This window comes from Micromonospora sp. NPDC005206 (assembly GCF_040608175.1).
Taxonomy (GTDB): Bacteria; Actinomycetota; Actinomycetes; order Mycobacteriales; family Micromonosporaceae; genus Micromonospora.
In genome coordinates, this window is record NZ_JBEXHU010000004.1 from 383879 (window position 1) to 405568 (window position 21690).

The 21690-nt window shown below is 71.7% G+C and carries 16 protein-coding genes and 1 pseudogene; 5 read left to right on the forward strand and 12 right to left on the reverse strand.

Annotated features, from left to right (window positions below; translation table 11 throughout):
* Window positions 1-230: 230 nt before the first annotated feature.
* On the forward strand, window positions 231-734 hold the full coding sequence (locus tag ABZU69_RS07980) for a helix-turn-helix transcriptional regulator (RefSeq protein WP_354963633.1): 504 nt from the start codon (window positions 231-233) through the stop codon (window positions 732-734).
* 89 nt (window positions 735-823) lie between these two features.
* Here the strand turns inward: ABZU69_RS07980 and ABZU69_RS07985 are convergent, their stop codons facing one another.
* From ABZU69_RS07985 to ABZU69_RS07995, 3 genes are all read right to left on the reverse strand, one after another.
* Window positions 824-4102 (reverse strand): lamin tail domain-containing protein, encoded by a 3279-nt coding sequence (locus ABZU69_RS07985; RefSeq protein ID WP_354963634.1) that lies wholly within the window; start codon window positions 4100-4102, stop codon window positions 824-826.
* Window positions 4103-4195: 93 nt separating this feature from the next.
* Window positions 4196-5212: a GNAT family N-acetyltransferase gene (locus tag ABZU69_RS07990; RefSeq protein WP_354963672.1), complete on the reverse strand. Its 1017-nt coding sequence runs from the start codon at window positions 5210-5212 to the stop codon at window positions 4196-4198.
* Between the two features lie 72 nt (window positions 5213-5284).
* The gene (locus ABZU69_RS07995) at window positions 5285-6679 is read right to left on the reverse strand and encodes a lytic murein transglycosylase (RefSeq protein ID WP_354963635.1); all 1395 of its coding nucleotides are present in this window, start codon (window positions 6677-6679) and stop codon (window positions 5285-5287) included.
* Between the two features lie 55 nt (window positions 6680-6734).
* Between ABZU69_RS07995 and ABZU69_RS08000 the strand changes: the two genes are divergently transcribed.
* Both ABZU69_RS08000 and ABZU69_RS08005 read left to right on the forward strand, forming a co-directional pair.
* On the forward strand, window positions 6735-6947 hold the full coding sequence (locus ABZU69_RS08000) for a zinc ribbon domain-containing protein (protein ID WP_354963636.1): 213 nt from the start codon (window positions 6735-6737) through the stop codon (window positions 6945-6947).
* A 152-nt stretch (window positions 6948-7099) separates the two neighbouring features.
* Complete coding sequence (locus ABZU69_RS08005; RefSeq protein ID WP_354963637.1) at window positions 7100-9940, forward strand: adenylate/guanylate cyclase domain-containing protein; 2841 nt, start codon at window positions 7100-7102, stop codon at window positions 9938-9940.
* 108 nt (window positions 9941-10048) lie between these two features.
* Here ABZU69_RS08005 and ABZU69_RS08010 read toward each other — a convergent pair whose 3' ends face one another.
* Complete coding sequence (locus ABZU69_RS08010; protein WP_354963638.1) at window positions 10049-10585, reverse strand: phospholipase; 537 nt, start codon at window positions 10583-10585, stop codon at window positions 10049-10051.
* 187 nt (window positions 10586-10772) lie between these two features.
* The gene (locus ABZU69_RS08015; RefSeq protein WP_354963639.1) at window positions 10773-12434 is read right to left on the reverse strand and encodes a family 10 glycosylhydrolase; all 1662 of its coding nucleotides are present in this window, start codon (window positions 12432-12434) and stop codon (window positions 10773-10775) included.
* Between the two features lie 376 nt (window positions 12435-12810).
* Between ABZU69_RS08015 and ABZU69_RS08020 the strand changes: the two genes are divergently transcribed.
* Window positions 12811-13239 (forward strand): amino acid permease, encoded by a 429-nt coding sequence (locus ABZU69_RS08020; RefSeq protein WP_354963673.1) that lies wholly within the window; start codon window positions 12811-12813, stop codon window positions 13237-13239.
* A 57-nt stretch (window positions 13240-13296) separates the two neighbouring features.
* On the opposite strand, the gene ABZU69_RS08025 is transcribed toward ABZU69_RS08020, so the two are convergent.
* From ABZU69_RS08025 to ABZU69_RS08045, 5 genes are read right to left on the reverse strand one after another with little or no spacing between them, the layout of a single operon-like run.
* On the reverse strand, window positions 13297-14322 hold the full coding sequence (locus ABZU69_RS08025; RefSeq protein ID WP_354963640.1) for a glycoside hydrolase family 43 protein: 1026 nt from the start codon (window positions 14320-14322) through the stop codon (window positions 13297-13299).
* Window positions 14319-15173, reverse strand: coding sequence for a carbohydrate ABC transporter permease (locus ABZU69_RS08030; protein WP_354963641.1), 855 nt, complete (start codon window positions 15171-15173; stop codon window positions 14319-14321). The genes ABZU69_RS08025 and ABZU69_RS08030 overlap by 4 nt, the downstream gene beginning before the upstream one ends.
* Window positions 15174-15183: 10 nt before the next feature.
* On the reverse strand, window positions 15184-16149 hold the full coding sequence (locus tag ABZU69_RS08035; protein WP_354963642.1) for a sugar ABC transporter permease: 966 nt from the start codon (window positions 16147-16149) through the stop codon (window positions 15184-15186).
* 6 nt (window positions 16150-16155) lie between these two features.
* Window positions 16156-17487 carry an ABC transporter substrate-binding protein gene (locus tag ABZU69_RS08040; protein ID WP_354963643.1) on the reverse strand — a complete coding sequence of 444 codons (1332 nt, stop codon included), beginning with the start codon at window positions 17485-17487 and terminating at the stop codon, window positions 16156-16158.
* A gap of 59 nt (window positions 17488-17546) precedes the next feature.
* Complete coding sequence (locus tag ABZU69_RS08045; protein ID WP_354963644.1) at window positions 17547-19061, reverse strand: alpha-N-arabinofuranosidase; 1515 nt, start codon at window positions 19059-19061, stop codon at window positions 17547-17549.
* 146 nt (window positions 19062-19207) lie between these two features.
* Here ABZU69_RS08045 and ABZU69_RS08050 point away from each other — a divergent pair, with 146 nt between their 5' ends.
* Window positions 19208-20257, forward strand: coding sequence for a LacI family DNA-binding transcriptional regulator (locus ABZU69_RS08050; RefSeq protein WP_354963645.1), 1050 nt, complete (start codon window positions 19208-19210; stop codon window positions 20255-20257).
* Here the strand turns inward: ABZU69_RS08050 and ABZU69_RS08055 are convergent.
* A complete protein-coding gene (locus ABZU69_RS08055) occupies window positions 20254-20979 on the reverse strand; it encodes a methyltransferase domain-containing protein (RefSeq protein ID WP_354963646.1) in 726 nt (241 codons plus the stop codon). The two genes, ABZU69_RS08050 and ABZU69_RS08055, sit on opposite strands and share 4 nt — an antisense overlap.
* 465 nt (window positions 20980-21444) lie before the next feature.
* Window positions 21445-21690: pseudogene (locus ABZU69_RS08060) on the reverse strand (hypothetical protein); the annotation flags it as partial.

Genomic DNA, 21690 nt, shown 5'->3' on the forward strand with positions numbered 1-21690 from the left:
CCCATCGCGCCCCCCCGACCCCCCTTTGCTCTGCTTCAACGGGCGCAACACTTTTCGGGTCCGGCTGTTGCGTCCGTTGAAGCAGAGCAAAGGGCGCCAACCACGCCCCCGCCTCCGCCTCCGCCCCCGCCTCCGCCCCCGCCTCCGCCTCGGCCCCCGCCCCCGCCGGGTGTCCACAGGTTTATCCACAGGGATTGAGCTCGGGTGGCACTACCGGGGACGGTGGCCGAATGGCGTCGGCACTCGATCCTCCTTCTCCCACCGGTCCCACCGTCGGTCAATTTCCCATTGCCGGTCTGGTTCGCCGGGCACGTCGGATCGTCCGGCTGAGCCAGCACCAGATGGCTCGCTTCGCCAAAGTTTCGCCCTCGACGGTGGGGCGGGTCGAAGCGGGCAGCCTGACCCCCAGCCTGGCCGTGCTGGAGCGCCTCCTCGCAGCGGCCGGGCTCTACATCGCCGTGGTCGACCAGAACGGCCGGGTGATTCTGCCGATGGCCGACCGGGAGGACATTCACGACGGCGCCGGTCGCCGCTACCCCTCACATCTGGACACCATCCTCGACCCGGAGCCGGGGGAGTGGTGGGCGGACATCTACGGGCTGGCCCGGCCGCCGGAGACCTATCACCGCTCCTCGGCGGATCGGGAGGCGCGGCGACGACGCAGCCAGTGGGAGGTACGGGTCGCGCAACACCGTCATCTGCCACCCCCGCCGGCCATCCACGACTACTACTGACCGCTGACGCCGGGAACGAGCGAGCGGGCCGTCGTCCGGCGCAAACCTGGACGACGGCCCGCTCGGACCAGCGAACGAGCAGAAACGGGTCAGTCGTCGTTCGTGATGGTGCCGGTCGCCGCCGGGTCGGCCAGCCGCAGGCCGGGCACGCCGGCCACCAGCAGCGTGAGCCTCTCGTCCGCCTCCCGCTTCCGGTCACCGCGCACGGTCACCGGCAAGGCCAGCGAGGTCTGCCCAGCGGCCAGGGTCCGGCAGCCGACGTACGGGTCGAAGTCCGAACCGGCCTGCGCCGTGCCGCCGAGGGTGGCGGCGCAGAGCAGCACCGGCTGGGACAACGGCCGGGACACGGTGGCGGTGAAGGTGAGCTGCCGGGTGCCCTTGTCGCCCTCGACCACCGTTGTGTCGGCGACGGTCAGCGACGCCCGGGAGCGGAACCGGGCCACCTGCGGGTCGTGGTCGCTGGAGCCCCGCGACCCGTCGCCGCTGAACTCCGCGGGCCAGTCCGCGTTGACGTGCGCTGCCCGCACCTGCACCAGGTCACCGTAGAGCGCGTCGTTGACGAACAGGTGGTCGAGCGTCTGCGCCTGCCCCTCGAAGCTGTACGAGTACGCGGCCGACGGGGTGTCCGCGACCAGGTTGTCCCACAGGTTGTGCAGGCCCGCCTCGTAGAGCGGGGCGAGCTGGTCCGACGGGGTAGGCTGGCTGCCCGTCGCGATGGGATCATCCGGGCGGGGGAAGACGTTCAGGTCCCCGCCGTAGACCACCCGGGCGTTCTGGTCGGCGGCCTCGATCGCGGTCACGATCGCCGCGCCGTACGCCGCCTGCTCCCGACGCTGCCCGACCCGGCTGTCCGGGCCGGAGGAGAAGTGGTTGCTGAGCGCGTACAGGGTGAACCGCTCCGCCGAGCCCGGCGTCGCGGCCACGCTGAACCTGCCCAACTGGGGAGCCCGGGTGAAGACGTTGTTCCCGTCCCGGCCCGTCGAGGTGTCCACGTCGGCCGGCAGCACCGCGTTGAGCGCCTTCGGGTTCTGCACGTCGGCGTTGGCCGGCAGCCCCGGGGCGCGGTACTGGACGGTCGGCGCCGAACCCAGCAGCGGGTCGGTCGCCGTCGCGGCAGCCAACGACAGCCGGTCGGTGCGGTACAGGAAGGCGGCCGTGATGCCGCGGGCGTCCGCGCCGGTCCGGTCGTAGGCAGCGGCGTACGCCGGACCGCCGGCCGCCGCCACCGCGAGCGCCAGCTCCTGGATGGTGTCCGGGGCGCCGTCGGCGTTGTTCGTGTCGCCGCAGGCCAGCGCGGCCCCGGACACCGTGCAGATGTCCTGGTCCTCGGCCTCCTGCACCAGGATCAGGTCCGGCGCGTGCAGGTCCTTGACGATCTGGTCGGCGAGCGCGGTGAGGTGCTCGCGGTAGTCCGCCTCACCGCTCGGCACGTAGTCGAACGGCGGGTTGACGCCCGGGCAGCCGGCGTTGCCGGTGAAGTCGCAGCCGTCGAACGGGTCGTCCCGGTGGTCGTAAAGGTTCTCCACGTTGTAGGTGGCGACCGCCACCTCCTGCGACCGGTCGGCCGGCTTCGGCGGGTTGTTCTTCGACGGGTCGGCCCCGGCGTCGAACTCCGCCCGCTCGACCTGGACGCCGTACTTCTCGAACGAGTAGTAGACCCCGCCCACCGCGTCCGCGCGCAGCGTGTCGAAGGTGTGCGCCGGCGGGAGCAGCGCGGTGCTGACCCCGGCGGTGGCCTTCACGCCCATGCTGCCGAGCAGCACCCGCTGGCCGTTGCCGTCGTCGAAGCGACGGGTCGGGTCGTTGTCCAGCGGGTGGGAGTCCCGGAACACCCGCCGGGCGTACGGGTCGGCGCGGTCCAACAGTGGGTCGTCCCGGTCGACCACCCACAGCTCCGCGTCGGCGGTGGAGGAGAAGACGTCCCGACCGCTCACCGCGCCGCTGCCCGCGCGTACCCGCAGCCGGGCGCCCTCGTGCCGCTCCCAGAAGCGCTGCGCGTCGGTCAGCTCAGCTGGCGGGGCCGCGTCCGTCACCGCGACCGCCGTGGCCACGTCCAGGCCGGTGGCGATCCGGCGGACCAGCGAGGTACCGGAGAGCTGAGTGAAGTTGAAATACTCGGACACCCGGGCCCGGAGCACCACCTCGTCGCCGACCGTCGGCACGTAGCCACCGATCAACGAGGTGAACGTGCCCATGAACACGAAGATGCCGTCGGAGCTGGTCGGGTCGCCGTCGGTGTCGCCGGTGCGGCTCTGCAGGAAGAACCCGTGCTGTTCCGCCCCGGCCGAGGTGCGGGCCAGGGTCAACTGGGTGATCACCCCACGTACGTCGTACAAAGTGCTGCTCGTGCCGTTGCCGCTCGCCGGTGCGAGCGGCGACCGGTCGGTCGGGCCGGACTCGGCGTCGGTGGTCGGGCCCTGCACCTCGCCGACGGTGAGCTCCCGGGTCACCTGCACGACCAGAGCGCAGCTGGCGGTGCCGCCGCCCGCGTCGGTCGCGGTCACCGTGACGGTGTACGCCCCGGCGGCGAGGTCGGCGCTCGCGCTGACCGTGGCGCGGGCGGTGCCACCCAGCCCTTCGGCCGGGGTCAGCGCGGTGCGGGTGATCGAGCCGGTGGCCGGGGTCGGGCTGACCGCGCTCACCGCCAGGTCGACGACGGTGTCATCGGGGTCGGTGGCGGTGACCTCACGGGTAGCCGCCGTGCCGGCAGCGGTGACCAGCGGCCCGCCGCAGGTCAGCGTGGCCGGCGCGTCGACCGGGCCACCACCGTCCACGGTGTGCGTGCCGAGCCCGTCGAAGGTGTCGACCGGGAAGCCGGCCCACTGCGCGGCGGGATCGAACGCGTCCGACGGGTCGGTGTCACCGGCGGTCACGGCGGGCAGCCGACGCAGGGTGTTGTCGGCCGTGCTGGTGACGCCGGTGCCCCACTCGGTGCCCGGGTCGACACCCACCTGGCCGATCGAGTCGAGCACCGTGGTGCCCCGGCGCAGCACGATCGCGTCGTCACCGTTGAACAGGCTCGCCCCGGTCGTCTGGTCGGCCTGGGCGAGGATGGCGGACCCGGCCGAGGCGCTGGCGAACACGAACGCGTCGCCAGCGGCCACCGTCCCGGTCAGCGCGATGTTGGTGGCCGTGGCGGAGCCGTTGAAGAAGAGCTGGAGCTGGTAGCCGCCGGTCGTGAGGTCGACGGCACCACCGGTGCCGTTGAACAGCTCGATCGCCTTGTTGTTCGACGAACCTTCGACGTACTCCGAGATGAACAGGTCGGTGGGTGCGGCGCTTGCCGCGGTGGGTGCGACGCCGAGGGCCGTGACGGTCACGGCGACGGTGGCGGTCGCGAGCGCGGCGATTGTGCGGCGCGGGCGCATAGGGCCTCCACGATGGGTGGATGGGAGTCAACGCACGTTAAGGTGCGCGACTGTCCACCGTCCATCCCCCATTGGACAGTTTCGTGAATTCTTTCAGCGTGGCGGATCGATGCGGTGCACCAGCTCGGCGATGTCGACGCTGTATTCGCACCAGTCCCGGTCGGGCCGGTAACCCAGCTCCGCGTTGACCTTGAGCATCGCCTCGTTGGCCTGGGCGTTCCAGGTCTGCACCTCGGCCAGCTCCGGCTCGGCGGAGCGCAGCTCCCGCAGCATCCGGGCCTTGATCGCTCGATCGATGCCGTAGCCCCGGTGGTCCTGGGCGACGATCGTGTCGTACTGGTCGGCGCGGGTCGGGTGCTGGGCCGGCACCACCACCTCGGTCAGGCCGGCCACCTCGCCGCTCTGCTCGTGCCGAGCGAGCACGATGTACGGCTTCATGCCCCGCCGGTGGAGGGTGTCCAGGCTGTCCCGCAGCCGCTGCGGGTCGTAGGAGCTGGGGCGCAGCTCGCCGTCGTCGACGTCGCGCACCTCCGCCTTGGCCCGCGCGTACGCCTCGATCAGGTCGTCCGGCGGCCCGCCGGGGAAGAACTCCAGGTGGTAGCCCGCGCCGATGCCGGTGGCCATTCCGGCCAGCTCGGTCCAGTCGACCGTGGAGAGGTCGAGCACGCTGCGGGTCTCCACGTACTCCCGGGTGAAGCCGAGCGCCTCGTAGAAGCCCACCGCCGGCGTGTCGCCGACCACCTCGACCCCGATCGACCGGAAGCCCTCCTGGTAGACCCGGCGGGCAGCGCGCAGCACCAGGTCACGGCCGAGCCCGGCGCGCCGCACGGACGGGTGCACCAGCACTTCGAGCACGCCGATGTCGCCCAGGAGCAGCACGTGGACCTGCCCGAGCACCGCGCCCGGACCGCCGGGGTCGGTCGGATCGGCCTGGGCGATCCAGGAGAGCCGCCGCTCACCGGGCATCACCTCGGCGAGGTATTCCCGCAGGGAGTCCTCCCGCCACGGCGGGTCCTGCGGCAGATCGACCGCCAGAACCGCGTTCAGCGTGTCCAGCAGCGACGCGATCTCGGCGGACGACGCGGTCCTGGGGTCCCACTCGCGCACCATCACCTGTCTAGCTTGCCGCTAACAGCTGCCCGGGGGAAGTGTCCAGTTCTCCAATGTATGCGGACGATCACTTCACGTACGGCTGGCCCGTCCGTATCGGTTTGCGGTGTCGTAGACGTCCTGGGCGTACCGGCGCACGTCGTTGTACGACAGGATCGCGTTCCACCAGTCGGCGGCGATGCTCAGGTTGCGGTTGTTCTTGCACAGGTAGTTTCCCGCCGCCAGGGCCGCGTCGTCCAGATCGTGCGGGTCCTTGACGCCGTCGTTGTCGGCGTCGGCGCCGATCTCCTGCCAGGTGGTCGGGATGAACTGCATCGGCCCGATCGCGCGGTCGAACGAGGTGTCCTGGTCGAGGTTCCCACGATCGGTGTCGATGATCCGCATGCGCCCGTCCCGCCCGTCCAGCGGCAGGCCGATGATCTGCGGAAGCGCCTTGCCGTCCGGCCCCAACCGGGCGCCGTTGGCCGTGCCGTGCCCCGATTCGACCTGGCCGATCGCGGCCAGCGTGGTCCAGCTCAGCGCGCAGCTGCGGTTGGTCTGGGCGAGCACCAGCTCGGCGTAGCCGTACGCCTGCATCGCGGCCGGCGGGACACCGACCTTGGTGCCGACCTGCTGCGCCCAGCCGGCCAGGGCGTCCGAGGGCCGCCCACCGGTCACCGGCCCACCGGCCGGCCCGGTCGGCAGCGCGCCGGTCGGCAGTCCGCCGGTGGGAAGGGGCCCGGTCGGCAGCGGTCCGGTGGGAACTCCGGACGGCAGCACCGGGGGCGGTACGGCCGCGGCCGGCGTGTCGGAGGCGTCGACGGCGACCGGCCGGGGTGCGCGGATGGCCGCCGGGACGAGCAGCGCGCCCGCCGCGGCGGTCGCGGCCACTAGGGCGAGCAGGAAGACCCCGGGCAGGGTGAGCCGACCGCTGGGGCGGCGGGCCCAGGCGCGGGTCGCCCGGGCAGCGGTCGCCGCTGCCTGCCGTGGCGGCAGGCGAAGCGCGTGCGCGAACGGCACCCGTCGCCGCCGGCCCGGATCGATCTTCGGTGCGCTGGCCACGTCGTCCACACTGGCCGGCTTCGGGTCTGCCTCGGCGGCGGGCAGGGGTGTGGTCTTCGCATCGCCAGCCGGCGTCTCGGCGCCCGCCCCGGCCGGCGCGGTCACCGCGTCCGAGTCGACGGCCGGGGGTGCGGCGGTCAGGTCGTCAGCGGGTGCGTCGGCGTTCGTCCCTCCACCGGTGGCGTCGGTCTTCGTCCCTTGACCGGGTGCGTCGGCCTTCGTGCCTCCATCGGGGGCGTCGGTCTTCGGGGCTCCGGCCGTCGGGTTGGGCGCAGCGGGGGCCTTGCCACTCAGCCAGGGCCGGCGGGGGCGGGGCACGGCCCGTGGCACCGGATCCGGCGCGGCCCCCGATCCTTCGAGCGGCCCGTCCAGCGGCGCGGACGGTCGCAACGGTTGCACACGCGTTTTGTCCTCGCCGTCCACCACCCGTCGAGTATCACCCATACCCCGTTGGACGTCAGGTCCCCGTACCCTGGTTGCCATGCCCAGGTACGAGTTCCGCTGCCGCGCCTGCGGCGACACGTTCGAGGTCAACCGTCCAATGGCGTCGGCTGGCGCGCCCGCCACCTGCCCGCAGGGCCACACCGACACGGTCAAGCTGCTCTCCGCGGTCGCGGTCACCGGCCGGGGTGCGGGCGGCGGCGCCGCGGCCGCCACCGGGGGCGGCTGCTGCGGCGGTGCCTGCGGCTGCTGATCCAACCAATTCGCGGCCGTCTGGTCGGCCGCCCTTGCCGGGAACGGGTCCGAGTGGCACTTTGAGGCGGCACGTGCCCGGCCGTTCTCACGATGTGTGACCGCTCGGACTCAGGCAGCATGAACCCGACGTCACGGGCGGAGGTTCCACGCATGTCGCCACGGATCCAGCTCCCGAGCGGTTGGGTGACCTTCGTGTTCACCGACATCGAGGGCTCGACCCGGCTGGCCCAGCTGCTCGGCCCGGACTACCGCCCGGTGCTCGCCGAACACCGACGGCTGCTACGCCGGACGCTGGCCAGCACCGGTGGCGCCGAGCTGCTGACCGAGGGCGACTCGTTCTTCCTGGCCTTCGACGACGCCGCGGCGGCGTTGACCGCCTGCCTGACCGCCCAGCGCGCGCTGGCCAGCCACGACTGGCCCACGGAGGAAGCGGCGCCGCGGGTGCGGATGGGCCTGCACACCGGTTACGCCGAGCCGCGCGACGGGGAGTACGCCAGCCCCGAGGTGCACCGGGCGGCCCGGGTGGCCGCCGCCGCGCACGGCGGGCAGGTGCTCTGTTCGGCGTCCACCGCCCGCCGGGCGGAACCGCTGCCACCCGGTGCCACCCTGCTCGACCTGGGCCTGCACCGGCTGCGTGGCTTCGACGACCGGGAACGACTGTTCCAGCTGGTCGCGCCCGGGCTGGAACGGCAGTTCCCCCGGCCCCGCACGGCCGACGCGGTGGCGCACAACCTGCCGACCCAGGTGACCTCGTTCGTCGGCCGGCAGGCCGAGCGGGCCGAGCTGGGCCGGCTGGTCGAGGAGCACCGGCTGGTCACCGTGCTGGGCGCGGGTGGGGCGGGCAAGACCCGGCTCGCCGTGGAGCTGGCCAGCGGGGTGGTCGAGGCGTACCCGGACGGGGTCTGGTTCGTCGACGTCGCCGTGGTGACCGACCCGGGGTTGGTGGCGTTCGCCATCGCCGCGGTGCTCGGGCTGCGACCCGAGCCGGGCCGGCCGATACTGGACACCCTTGTCGAGTACGCGGCCGGCCGTCGGATGCTGGTCGTGCTGGACACCTGCGACACGCAGCCGGCCGCCTGCGCGGAAGTCATTTCCCGCCTGCTCTCCGGCGGGGGCGGTGTGCGGGTGCTGGCCACCAGCCGCGAGTCGTTCAGCCTGCCCGGCGAAGTGGTCTGGCGGATCCCGCCGCTCTCGGTCGATCCGAGCGCGGAGGGCGCGGAGAGCGACGCGGTGGCGCTGTTGCTGGACCGTACGGCGGCCGCACGCGGTGGGCGGCAGCCGGATCCGGCCGAGTCGGCCGATCTGGGCCGGGTGGTGCAGCGGCTGGACGGTCTGCCGCTGGCCATCGAGCTGGCCGCCGCCCGGTTGCGGGTGCTCTCCGTCGGTCAGCTCGCCGAGCGGCTGGACGACGTGCTCGGCACGCTGGACGCCGGCCGGGAGGACCCGGAGCCGCCGCCGGTGGAGCGGGGATGGTCGGGGAACCAGCAGGACACCGTGGACCTGGTGGCCGCGGCGGCCGGCGCGTCGCCGCCCACCCCGGCGAGCAGGGCGGTGCAGCGCTCGGCCACCAAGCGGCACCTGACCATGCAGGCCACCGTCACCTGGTCGTACCGCACGTTGGGGCCGCGGGCCGCCCGGCTGCTGCGCTGGCTGGCGGTCTTCGCCGGGCCGGTGGACCTGGCGACGGTGGAGTGGCTGCTGGGCGACGACCCGTTGGATCCGCTCTCGGTGCTGGTGGACAAGTCGATGGTGCTGGCCGAGCCGCGTGCCGCCGGCAGCACGTACCGGATGCTCGACCCGATCCGGGCGTACGCCGCGCGGCGGCTGGCCGAGGCGGGCGAGGAGCAGGCCGCCCGGGACCGGCACGTGGCCTGGTCGGCGCACGCGCTGGAGCGGGCACACCTGGGCCCGGACGGTCGGCCGGTGACGCTGTCGCTCTACGCCCTCGACCCGCTGGCCGGGGAGCTTCGGGCCGCGTTGCGCTGGTGCACCACCGGCGGCAGCGCGCGCGCCGGCCTCCGCCTGGCCGGCGGCCTGGACCAGTGGTGGCGTGAGCGTGGGCTGGCCCGGGAGGGGCGGCTCTGGCTGTTCCGGCTGTACGGGCGGATCGCCGAGACCGGAGAGCAGATCCCGGAGGCCGAGCTGGCGGCGGCGTACCACATGCACTCGCTGCACGCCGGCGGGGACGGCGAGTTCGCCGAGGAGCTGCGCTTCTCCCAGCGGGCGGAGGCGGCCGCCCGGCAGGCCGGTGACGCCGGTCTGCTGGCCCGGGTGCTCGCCGGGCGGGCCGCGCCGCTGGTCGACATGGGACAGTGCGTCGAGGCGGAGCGGGTGTGCCGGGAGGTCATCGACTGGGCGCACGGTCAGGACGTGGTCGGCGAGGCGTTGTTCGCGGTGTTCAGCCTGGCCGAGCTGCTGTGGCGGAGGGGCGCGCTGGAGGAGGCGGCGGATCTGCTGGGTGCGGTCCGTCCGGTGGAGGCGGCCCGGCCGGTGGAGCGGGGCCGGCGCTCGGTCGACATGCTGCTCGGTATGGTCGCGCTGGCCCGGGGCGACGTGATCGCGGCGCACGAGCACCTGCTGGTGGCGCTGCGCTCCCGGATGGGCCACGGCTACCACGGCCTGGCGTGCGAGACGCTGAACGCGATCGCGGTGCGCTGCGCGGCCGGCGGGGACCAGTTGACCGCCGCTCGGCTGTTCGGGGCGGCGCAGGCGACGCGGGCCAGCATGCGGTCCACGCCGGGCATCTACGGCGGCTACTGGGACGACCAGCAGGCGGAGCTGCGTGGGGTGCTGGGTGACGCGGCCTTCGACGACGCGTACGGAGAGGGCGCCGAGCTGGGGTTGGACGAGGCGGCGGCGCTGGCGCTCGACGTGGAGCATCCGGACCTGGCGGCGGATTCGACCCGGTTCAGCACCGGGCTGTCCCAGCCGGCGCCGCGTCGTCCCGCCGAACCCGACCGGCACCCGGCCACGCGGACCGAACGCGCCTGACCCCACCCTCCAGCGTTGTTGATCAAGAGGTTTGCGTCAGGAAGCGGGCTTCCGATGACCGAAACCTCTTGATCAACGCGGCCAGGAGGCGGGGTGGGGTGGGTGGGTTTAGCGGGCGGCGGCGCGGCGCTCGGCGTCGGCCTTCATCCGGGCGGCACGGTCGATGTCGGCCTGCTGCACGGCCGCCACCGAACCGAAGATGCTGACCGCCTGGTAGTAGGTCCAGGCCAGGCTGTAGCAGGCGGGCCGGACGACCGCGTTGTACGTGGCGCAGACCCGCTTGAGGTCCTCGTAGAAGGCGCTGTCCAGCCGGGACTTGTTGGCGGAGAACTGACCGACCGACTTGTAGTTGCGGTAGCCGAAGTCGTGTCGGTAGCAGCCCAGGTTGAAGGTGAACCCGAGCGGGTTGTCGGGGCTCGACGAGCAGTAGTCGGTGGACCAGTTGAAGTTGTACTCGGCCCAGGGTGCCCGGTTGACCCGGGCGTTGTTCCAGGAGTTGTAGCTGCTCGCGCTGGTCTGGGTCCAGCTGGAGAGCACCGAGAGTCGCTGTGCGGGGGTGACGGCGGCGGCGGGGGAGGCGACGGCGAGGGTGGCGAGCAGCGCGAGCGCGCCCGAGGCGAGCAGGGTGGCGAGACGTCGGGACACGGGTTACCTCCGCGGGGGTGAGCGGGCGGGGCGGTAAGTTACCGGCGGGTTACCGGATGTCGATCAGTGTCGATCAACTGATCAACTCATCGGTATGTGTCTCGCGAACTATTGGTGACATACGTTGAAACAGACGAATGCCCCGGGTGCTCGATGGCACCCGGGGCACTCGGCGAGGGCCGTACGGTCAGCGCAGAACGAAGGCCGGCGGGCTCGCCGGGCTCTCGTTGGCCGACCGGTCCAGCGCGGTCACCTGGTAGGTGTACCGCCGGCCGGGCTCGGCCGACGTGTCCACCCAGGACTGCGCCCCACCGGCCGTGGCGCGGACGGTGTCGACCAGGTGCGATGCGTCCGCGATGCCGCACCGACCGGGCAGCGTGGTGCCGTCGAACCGGTAGATCGCGTACGAGGTGGCAGTGCCGAACGGCCCGGCGCCGTCGGCGGGCTGACGCCAGGTCAGCCGCACTCCGTCGGCGTTCCGGGTGGCCTTGGTGACCACCGGGAAGAGCAGCGGCTTGGACGGCAGGTGCGGCATGGCCGGCACCAGCGCCGGGCGGGAGTAGTGCTCGGCGGCGTAGATGTCGGTGGCGCCGAGCCGGTTGGCCCGCACCTGTACGGCGGAGAAGTGCACGTTGCCCTGCACCTCCGGGTACGCCTGGTTGAGCGTCAGGTGGTCGGACAGTTCCTGCGGGTTCTGCCAGAACGGCCCGTACGCCGCGTCGCCGCTCTTGTAGTCGGCCTGGCCGATGTAGAGCTGGACGCGGGTCCCGCGCACCGTCTCGGCCCACCACGGCACCAGCCGGGCGTAGTCGGCCGCCGGGTACTGGCCGATGTACCAGTAGAGCTGCGGCACCACGTAGTCGATCCACTCCTGCTTGACCCACTTACGGGTGTCGGCGGAGATGATGTCGTACGACTGGCTGCCGGTGGTGTCCGAGCCGAGCGGGTCGGCGGCCTTGTTGCGCCAGATGCCGAACGGGCTGACTCCGAACTTCACCCACGGCTTCACCGCCTTGATCTTGCCGTTCATCTCCTGGATCAGCAGGTTGATGTTGTCCCGCCGCCAGTCGGCCCGGTCGGTGAAGCCCCGGTTGTACGCCGCGAAGGTGGCGTCGTCCGGCACCTGGTGGGTACCGCTGGGGTAGGGGTAGAAGTAGTCGTCGAAGTGCACGCCGTCGATGTCGTACCGGCTGACCGCGTCCATCATCGCGGTCTGCACGAACTCGCGGACCTCGGGGATGCCGGGGTTGTAGTAGAGCCGGCTGCCGGCCACGCCGGCCGGCGGGTAGGCGAAGGTCCAGTCCGGGTGCTGCCGGGCCGGGTGGCCGGGGGCGAGCAGATTGATGTCCGCGCCGGCGCCACCGGGGGCCGGCATGGAGACGCGGTACGGGTTGAACCAGGCGTGGAACTCCAGGTTGCGCTTGTGCGCCTCGTCGACCAGGAACGCCAGCGGGTCCCAGCCCGGGTCCTGCCCGCGTACGCCGGTCAGGTACTCCGACCAGGGCTCGTACGGGGAGGGCCACAGCGCGTCGGCGGTCGGGCGGACCTGCACCACGACCGCGTTGTGGTTCAGCCGCTCGGCGAGGTCGAGCAGGCCGCGATACTCGGCCTGCTGGGCGGCGACCCGGTCCGGGTCGGTCTGAGATGCCTTGCTGGGCCAGTCGATGTTGACGACCGACGAGATCCACATCGCCCGGAACTGCCGCTTCGGGGTGGCCGGGTCGGTGCTGCAGGCGGCGGTGGTGGCGGTGCCGGCCGCGGCGGGCGCGGCGCTCGCGGGGGTGGCGGTGACGAGCGTGCCGAGCAGGGCTGCGACCAGCCCGGCGGCTCCGAGCCGAGTTGCCTTCATGCGGTGTGTCCCTTCGTTGGGGCTCCCGGGTGTTCAGCGCGGCACTCCCGGCAAGATTCGCCGCTGGCTATCTGCCGCTGGAAGGAAATTTTCACACTCGGGTCGTTATCGCAAGGGTTCGCACGCGCTCGATTCGCCCGCCGGGCATCGGGTCGTTCCGCGCCGTTGCTCATCGTGGCGGAGGTCGCACTCGGTGTGAAGGATGGTTGCCGCGGTTGACAGCTCCCGTGGGTGGGTAGCAACGCCGGTCACCGGCCGCCACGGTGGTGGTCGCACGGTGGGAGGAGTGAGCACGACGGCCGGCCTGGGTTGAAGAGGCGGCTCGGCGCGGTCGACCTCACCGGCTTCGGCATCGGCATCGTGATCGGCACCGGGGCTGGTCCCGCCGTCGATCGCGGCGGTGCACCCGCGCTGGGGCACCCCGTACCGGATCTCGGCGATCATGACGGTCACGGTCGCGCTGCTGGCCGGCTTCCTGCCGCTCTCCGCCCTGGCCGACCTGGTCAGCATCGGCGCGCTGTGCGCGTTCGTGCTGGTCTCGGTCGCGGTGCCGATCCTGCGCCGCAAGCGTCCGGACCTGGAACGGCCGTTCCGGGTGCCGTTCTCCCCGGTGCTGCCGATCGTCTCCGCGCTGGCCTGCTTCTACCTGATGCTCAACCTGTCGGTGGAGACCTGGCTGCGGTTCCTGGCCTGGATGCTGCTCGGCGGGCTGATCTACTTCGGCTACGGCTACCGCCGCAACCGGCTGGCCCGGCACGAGCCCGCCGTCGCCCCGGCCCCCCGCGAGCCGGCCGCCGACAGCTGAGCCCGAACGTGCGCAGGGGCCCCTCGCGATCGCGAGGGGCCCCTCCTCGCGTACGTGTCAGGGACGGGGCTGGGGTTCGCCCGTCGGGCCCTTGAGGACCGGCTTGCCGTCGACCCAGGTCACCTCGTCCAGCCAGGTCTGGCGGCCGGGGTCGACGCTGCCCTCCTGGCCAGGCGGCCAGGCGTGGTACAGCAGCCAGGTCCGACCGTCCTTGACCACCATCGAGGCGTGCCCGGGGCCGGAGGCGGCTTCGCTGGTCTTCAGGATCGGGTTCTCGGCGGCCTTCACGCACGGACCGGTCGGGCTCTCGCAGATTGCGTAGCCCTCGGCGTACTCGGCCCGGTCGTAGGCGTTCGCGGCGAAGAAGAGCAGCAGCCGACCGTCCTGGCGCTGGAAGAACGGCCCCTCGATCAGGGTGCCCTCCCACGGCTCGGTCTGCTTGAGCAGCTTCGTCGGCTCACCGACCAGCGTCAGGCCGTCCTCGGCGAGGCGCTGCGACCACAACCAGGTGTCCACCCCGATCGCGTTGCCGTCGTTCTTCCACAGCAGCCAGAGGCTGCCGTCGGTGTCCCGGAACGGGCTGGCGTCGATCGCTCCGCCCAGCTCCGCCTGGCAGATCAGCGGGCCGGCCGAGTCGTCCCGGTACGGGCCCTGCGGCGCGCTGGCCACCGCCCGCCCGACGCACTGCCGCCCGGACTCCCGACCGGCGACGGTGTAGTAGAGCAGGAACTTCTCCGGTGCCAGCTGGATCGCCTCCGGCGCCCAGGTCTTGCCGGCGTCCGCCCAGTCCGGCAGGGCCGGCAGGGCGTCCCCGGCTTCGGTCCAGTCGACCAGGTCCGTGGAGGTCAGCACCGGGACGTTGCGGCCTCCGGAGTTGGTGTGGAACAGGTACCAGGTGTCGCCCACCTGGATCGCCTGCGGGTCCGGAGCGTCCGTGCTGATGACGGGGTTGGTGAACATCCTGGAGCCGCCTCCGTTGCTGTTGTCGATGGATTCGTCGCCGTCGGAACAGCCCGTGACGAGCAGCGCGGCGGCGAGGGTGATCGCCGCCGCGCCGCGTCGCCGGGTGGTTGCCCGGGTCATCCCTTCAGACCGCTGCGGGAGACGCCCTGGATGATGTGCCGCTGGGCCAGCACGAAGAGGATCAGCACCGGCAGGCTGGCCAGCACCGCACCCGCCATGATCACCGGATAGTCGGTGACGTACGACCCCTGGAGCAGGCCCAGGCCCGGCGGCAGGGTGAGCTTCTCCGGGCTGAACAGCACGAAGATCGGCCAGAGGAAGTCGTTCCAGTTGGTGAGGAACGACAGGACGGCCAGGGTGGCCAGCGCCGGCTTGGACAACGGCAGCACCACCCGGAAGAAGATCTGCCACTGGTTGGCGCCGTCCAGCGTGGCGGCCTCCTCCAGCTCGTTGGGGAGCGAGAGGAAGAACTGCCGCAGGAAGAACACCCCGAACGCGCTGGCCGCGCCCGGCACCACCACCACGGCGAGGGTGTCGATCCAGTTGAGCTGGTCGACGATCAGGAAGTTCGGGATGAGCAGCGACGTCGGCGGGATGAACAGCGTCCCGACGATCAGCGCGAAGGTCACCCCGCGCCCCCGGAACCGCAGCCGTGCCAGCGAGTACGCGGCCATCGAGGCGGTCACCAGCACCAGCAGCGAGTGCAGCGTGGCGACCAGCATGCTGTTGAGGAACCAGCGCAGGACCGGGTTGGCCGTGTTGTTCAAGATCTGCTCGTAGCCGTAGCCGGCGAGCGGATTCGGTAGCCAGCTCGGCGGGATCTGCTGGGCGGCGGTGTAGGTCTTCAGAGAGGTGATGACCATCCACACCAGCGGGGTCAGGAAGATCAGGGCCAGCGCCACGAGGGTGGCGTAGAGCACGATCCGGCTCGCGGCCGCGGAACCGCGGCTGGTCCGCGTGGGCGTCGTCATGGCGGTCCCCTCAGTCTTCCTTGTAGCGGAAGAGGCGGAAGTTGGCGATGCTCACGACCGCCAGCATCAGGGCGAACACGATGCTCATCGCGGCCGCGCGGCCGGCGTCGTTGTCCCGCAGGCCCTCCTCGACGATGAACCAGACCACCGTCCGGGTCTCCGTGCCGGGCGCCCCCTGGGTGATCAGGAACGACTGGCCGAACATGTTCGCCGAGGCGAGCACGGTCGTGGTGATCACGAAGAGCAGCACCGGGCGCAACCCGGGCAGGGTGACGTTGCGGAACCGCTGCCAGGCGCTGGCGCCGTCCATTCGGGCAGCCTCGTACAGCTCCGGCGAGATGTCCTGCAGACCGGCCAGGTAGATCACCGCGTTGAAGCCGGAGGTCCACCAGACCGTGACACCAACCAGCGAGATCCACGCCCACGGCATGTTGGTAACCCAGGGGGTGTCCGCGGGCAGCCCGACGGCGCCGGCGAGCCGGTTGACCAGGCCCAGGTTGGCATCGAGCAGGAACCGCCAGAGCAGGCCGACCACCGCCACACCCAGCACGTACGGCGCGAAGTAGATCGCCCGGAAGAAGGTCCGACCCGGGAAGGAACGGTTCAGCAGCAGCGCCAGCCCGAGCGGTACGACCACCAGCAGCGGCACCGACAGCACCGTGAAGATCGCGGTGGCCCGGACGCTCTCCCACCAGTCGCCGTAGATGGCGGAGTCGCTGGAGAACAGGTCCTTGTAGTTGTCCAACCCGATGAACGGCCGGTTGGGCAGCTGGAAGTCCCACTGGTGCACGCTGAGCCAGAGGCCGAGGACGATCGGCAGCAGGCCGAAGACCCCGAACAGGACCAGGTAGGGGGCGAGGAACAGATATGGCGTCGCCCGTCCGGTCCGGCCCGCCGAGGCGCCCCGGCGGGCTGCGTTGGCCGCCGGGGGCGGCGCGTCACCGCGCGCCGCCCCGACCTCGATCACGTCCGCCACGAGCTATCAGCTCCCGTACTTCTTGCGGTTGTCCTCGAGCTGCCTGTTGGCCTTCGCGACCCCGTCGTCCAGCGCCTGCTTGGGCGACTTCTTGCCCAGCGCGGCCTCGTTGAACGAGTTGTAGAAGGTCGTCATGACCTCGCCCAGGCCCGGGGCCGCCGGCGGGAAGGCCGCGTACTCCAGCTCGGGGGCGAGCGACGAGATCTCCGGCAGCGCCTTGAACTCGGCGCCCTCGCGGACCGCCTTACGGGCCGGCACCTGGCCGCCCTTCGCCCAGTCCAGCGAGTGCTCGCTCAGCCAGTTGATGAAGACCTTCGAGCCGGAGACCTTGTTGGCGTCGTTGGCCCGCTGCTTCACGATCGTGAAGTTGTGCGAGTTGGCCCAGGCCGCAGGCTTGCTGCCGATCTGGGGCAGCGGGGCGACACCCCACTGCACCTCCGGGCTCTTCTTCAGATCGTTGATCTGCCAGATGCCGTTCCAGGTGAAGGCGTTCTTGCCGCTCTTGAACGCCAGGTAGTCGGCGTCCTGGCCGACGTTGGCTGGCGAGTAGCCCTGCCTGATCATGTCGACCAGCCAGGTGCAGGCCTCGACGGCCGGGTCGGAGTTGAAGGTGGCCTTGGCCACGTCGGCGTCGAAGAGCGTGGCGCCCCACTGGTTGAGCAGCGAGTAGAAGGTCATGCCGCCGGTGAACTGGAACGGGCTGACCCAGAAGCCCTGCACGCCGGCCTTCTTCAGCTCGGCCAGCGCTGCGACGTACTCGTCCTTGGTCGTCGGCGGCTTGTTCGGGTCCAGGCCGGCCTTCTGCATGACGGTCTTGTTGTAGTAGAAGCCCAGCGGGTGCATGTCCAGCGGGATGCCGTACCGCTTGTTGTTGTAGAGCCCGCCCTTCCACACCGTGGGGGCGAAGTCGCCCTCGGCGAGCTCCAGGTTCTTGGCCACGTCGTCCAGCTCGGTGATCACGCCACGGGCGGCGAAGGTGGCGAGCTGGTCCATGTGCATGACCGCGATGTCCGGGCCGTTGCCGCTGGAGGCCGCGCCGGGGAGCTTGTTGTAGTAGTCCTCCCACTGGTACGTGGCCACCGACACGGCGATGTTCTTGTGCTCGGTGTTGAACTGGTTCACCAGCGCCTTGAAGATGTCGCCGTCGCCGCCGGTGAAGCCGTTCCACAGCTTCAGGTCGACCTTGGGGCCGGTGTACTCCTTGCCGCCGTTGCCGGCGGCCGGACCGGAGCTGCTGTCACCGTCGCCGCCGCAGCCGGCGAGGGTCAGCGAGGCAGCGGCACCGAGTCCGAGACCGAGGCCGAGCAGGCGACGCCGACTCATGTCGTTCTGGATCATGCTGGTTCTCTCCTTGAGGGGGACGGAATGAATTGTGCCTGGTCAAACCCGGTACGACATCAGGCGCCGGCCGGGCCGAAGCGCAGCACGCTCCAGGACACGGCGGGCAGGCGCACAGTGCACCGGCCGCCGTCGGGGGTGGGGGTGGGCAGTTCCCGGGGCGTCACCCGGTCGGGCTCGGCCTCGGTGTTGATCGCCGACGGGTCAGACCCGGCGGCGAGACTGACGAATGACAGACCGGACATTCCCGGCAGGCCACGCAGGTCGATCTCCAACGGCAGGTCCTCCTCGCCGCGGTTGACCGCGAAGACGCTCAGCTCGCCGGTCTCCTCGTCGTGCACGGCGACGGTGTCGAGCACCGGCACGTCCCCGTACTTCTTCGTGTCGTAGCGCGGCGACACCGGCTCGGTCCGCAGCACGGTGCCGCGGGCGTACCGGGCGGTCAGCGCGAACGGGTGGAAGATGCTCTGCCGCCAGGCCGGGCCGCCGTTGCGGGTGCGGATCGGCGCGATCACATTGGCGAGCTGGGCCTGGGCGGCCACCCCGACCCGGTCGGCGTGCCGGAGCAGGGTGATCAGCAGGTCGCCGACGACCACCGCGTCGACCGCGGTGAAGTTGTCCTCGATCAGCGCCGGGGCCTCGACCCAGCCGCGCCTGTCCAGGTCGGCCTGGAGGCGGGACTCGTACCAGACGTTCCACTCGTCGAACGAGATCTTCAGCTTGCGCTTGTGCCGCTGCTTGGCGGCCACGTGGTCGGCGGTCGCGACCACCTCGGTGATGAAGTTGTCCATGTCGACGGCCGAGGCCAGGATGCTCGCCTGGTCGCCGTCGGACGGGTCGTAGTAGGTGTGCGCCGAGATGTAGTCGACGTGCTCGTAGGTGTGCTCCAGCACGGTCGCCTCCCAGGAAGCGAACGTGGGCATCCGCCGGTTGGAGCTGCCGCAGGCGATCAGGCTGATCGACGGGTCGACCATCTTCATCGCCCTGGCGGCCTCGGCGGCCAGCCGGCCGTACTCGTCGGCGGTCTTGTGGCCGACCTGCCACGGGCCGTCCATCTCGTTGCCCAGGCACCACAGTCGCACCCCGTACGGGTCCTCCGCGCCGTGCTTGCGTCGCAGGTCGGAGAGCTGCGTGCCGCCCGGGTGGTTGGCGTACTCCAGCAGGTCCAGCGCCTCCTGCACGCCGCGGGTGCCGAGGTTCACCGCCATCATCGGCTCGACACCGGCCTCGGCGGCCCAGGTCATGAACTCGTCCAGCCCGAACGCGTTCGTCTCGATCGTCTTCCAGGCCAGGTCGAGCCGGCGCGGCCGGTCGCCGACGGGGCCCACCCCGTCCTCCCAGCGGTAGCCGGAGACGAAGTTGCCGCCCGGGTAGCGGACCACCGAGACGCCCAGCTCCCGGGTCAGCTCCAGCACGTCGCCGCGCAGGCCGCGCGAGTCGGCGCTGGGGTGGCCTGGCTCGTAGACCCCGCCGTAGACGCATCGCCCCATGTGCTCGACGAAGGAGCCGAAGAGACGTCGGTCGGCGGGGCCGATCGCGAAGGCTGGGTCGATCGTCAGCTGCGCGGTCCGCAAGGGGTGCCACCTTTCCTCATTGCCGGTGCCGGGTGACCGCAGTCACCGCCCACCCGGCCTCCCTGCTTTCTACAACGTTGTAGGCAACGTTGTAAAGGGCTGGTGACGGGGTAGGGTGCGGAGTGTTACATCGGGGAGGTTGCGGAGTGCGACACAGGCTCAAGGATGTGGCCGAACGGGCAGGCGTGTCGGTGAAGACGGTCTCCAACGTGGTCAACGGCTACGTGCACGTCCGGCCGGACACCCGGGCCCGGGTCGAGGAGGCGATCGCCGAATTGAACTACCGGCCCAACCTCTCCGCCCGCCACCTGCGCAAGGGGCGCACCGGCGTGATCGCGCTGGCGGTGCCGGAACTGGACATCCCGTACTTCGCCGAGCTGGCCCGCTACGTGGTCACCGCGGCCGCCGACTTCGGCTGGACGGTGCTGATCGACCAGACCGGCGGTGGGCGCGAGCAGGAACGGGTGGTCGCCTCCGGCATCACCGACCACCTGATCGACGGGCTGATCTTCAGTCCGTTGGCGCTCACCGCGGACGACCTGGCCGGCCTGGACAACAGGCCGATGGTGCTGCTCGGCGAGCGCGTCGACCACGGCCCGGCGGATCATGTGGTGATCGACAACGTGGGCGCGGCGCGGGAGATCACCAGCCACCTGATCGGGCTCGGCCGGCGCCGGATCGCCGCCATCGGTTCGCAGCGCACCCCGGAGGGCGCCAGCGCCCGACTGCGCCTGACCGGCTACGCCGACGCACTGCGCGCCGCCGGCCTGGACTACGACGAGGCCCTGGTGGCGCCCGCGCCGGCCTGGCACCGCGCGGACGGCGCGGCCGCCATGCGCGGCCTGCTCACCTCCGGGGTACGCCCCGACGCCGTCTTCTGTTTCAACGACACGCTCGCCCTGGGTGCCCTGCGCGCCCTGCACGAGGCCGGCCTGCGGGTGCCCGAGGACGTGGCGGTGGTCGGCTTCGACGACATCGAGGACGGCCGGTTCTCGATCCCCACGCTGACCACCGTCGCCCCGGACAAGGCGCAGATCGCCCGGCTCGCCGTCGAACTGCTCGCCGAACGCCTCGACGGCGACCGCACGGCCCCCGCCCGCGAACTCTCCGCCCCCTACCGCCTGGAACTCCGCGAATCCACCCACCTCCCCCTAACCCCGGCCCAGCTCGGGGTGTGCGGGCGGGGTGGGGGTTAATTGAAGAAGCGGGCCAGGTGGGGTTGGGGGGCCGGGTCGGCGTCGGGTGGTAGTGGGGTCAGGTCGGCGAAGATGGAGGCGCCGTCGCAGCCGGCGTGCAGTGGGTACCAGCGCGGCGTGCCGGGCGGCCGGAGTTGGCAGATCCCCTTGAACGTCTGCACGTCCATCAGCCGGACGTGGGTCGGGTCCGCGACCGCGTTCACATGTCCCCACCAGGGGCTCATCACGTGCAGCACACCGCCCGGGCGGAGCACCCGGTGGCACTCGTCGACCAGCGGCAGGAAGTCGATCAGGTGCTCCAGGATGTGCACCGCGAAGAGGACGTCCACCGAGTTGTCGGCCAGCGGCAGCGAGCCGGAGAGGTCCGCCACCGCGTCCACCCCCGGGGCCGGGAAGATGTCCAGCCCCAGGTTGCCCGACCACTGCTTGGTCGGTCCGCAGCCGAGGTCCACCACCACGGGCGCACGCCCGCCGACGCCGACCCGGCACCACACGCCGTAGACCCCGGCCAGCCGCCCCACGAGGTCCCGGACGAGCCGCAGCTCGGTGGGCTCGGCCACCCCTCCGCTCAGGTGGGCGACACCCCGGTCGAACCGCACCTCGACCCCCAGGCCCCGCAGCCGGTCGTCGTGCCGGACCTGGTCCGCCCACGCCTGTGCGAGGAACTCGTCGATCGCCCGCAGCCGGTCGGCCGAGGGCGGAGTCTGTGCCAAAGCGACCATTCGGGCCACCTCCCGCCGCGCGTTACCCGCATCCGCGCCCGGTATGCCCCGCCCGTCGACCGGCTCGGCGGGTCTCCCGAGCGTCGGTCGGCGTGTCGCGGCGCGAGGCGGATGGCCGAGAAAGCGCTATACCTCACAGGTATAAATATGCCTCCCAGGTATAAGACTCAATCGCGCCGGTGCCGGCCGAGCCCCGGGTCGCGGCGGAGCCGCGGGGCCGCGTGCTAAGGCTTCCCGGCCGCGCTGCGGGGCCGCGTGACGGAGCGCCGCGCCGCGTGACGCAGCGTCGGGCCGCGTGATGGAGCGTCGGGACCGCGCGCCGGTGCCCGAGGGCGTTCCCCGGTGGCTGAGGACCGTGCGTCGCAGGGCAGTTCGCCCGGGGCCGGGCGGTCAGCCCGAGAAGGTGCGGCGGCCCGGCCGGCCGCCGCCACGCATCCGCTGGCGGGGAGGCGGGGCGGCCGGCTTCGGGCGCTTGAGGTGGTAGCGGTGCAACTCGTTGTGGCCGGGCAGGGACGGGTCCTCGCTCATCGCGACCAACTCCCAGCCCTGGTCGCCGGCCCGGTTCAGGTGGGCCAGCGCCGTGTCGCCGTAGGGCGTCACATCGACCATCGAGCCGTCGGGGCCGTACCAGACGAAGACGACCTCCCAGCCGAGATCGTTGGCCGCCGGTTGGCGACGGCGGATCAGTAGCGCGTACTCCCACTTGAGCAT

Coding starts and splice junctions, on each gene's coding strand:
- ABZU69_RS07980 (WP_354963633.1), top strand. CDS start 231: ATGGCGTCGGCACTCGATCCTCCTTCTCCCACCGGTCCCACCGTCGGT.
- ABZU69_RS07985 (WP_354963634.1), bottom strand. CDS start 4,102: ATGCGCCCGCGCCGCACAATCGCCGCGCTCGCGACCGCCACCGTCGCC.
- ABZU69_RS07990 (WP_354963672.1), bottom strand. CDS start 5,212: ATGGTGCGCGAGTGGGACCCCAGGACCGCGTCGTCCGCCGAGATCGCG.
- ABZU69_RS08000 (WP_354963636.1), top strand. CDS start 6,735: ATGCCCAGGTACGAGTTCCGCTGCCGCGCCTGCGGCGACACGTTCGAG.
- ABZU69_RS08005 (WP_354963637.1), top strand. CDS start 7,100: ATGTCGCCACGGATCCAGCTCCCGAGCGGTTGGGTGACCTTCGTGTTC.
- ABZU69_RS08015 (WP_354963639.1), bottom strand. CDS start 12,434: ATGAAGGCAACTCGGCTCGGAGCCGCCGGGCTGGTCGCAGCCCTGCTC.
- ABZU69_RS08025 (WP_354963640.1), bottom strand. CDS start 14,322: ATGACCCGGGCAACCACCCGGCGACGCGGCGCGGCGGCGATCACCCTC.
- ABZU69_RS08030 (WP_354963641.1), bottom strand. CDS start 15,173: ATGACGACGCCCACGCGGACCAGCCGCGGTTCCGCGGCCGCGAGCCGG.
- ABZU69_RS08040 (WP_354963643.1), bottom strand. CDS start 17,487: ATGATCCAGAACGACATGAGTCGGCGTCGCCTGCTCGGCCTCGGTCTC.
- ABZU69_RS08055 (WP_354963646.1), bottom strand. CDS start 20,979: ATGGTCGCTTTGGCACAGACTCCGCCCTCGGCCGACCGGCTGCGGGCG.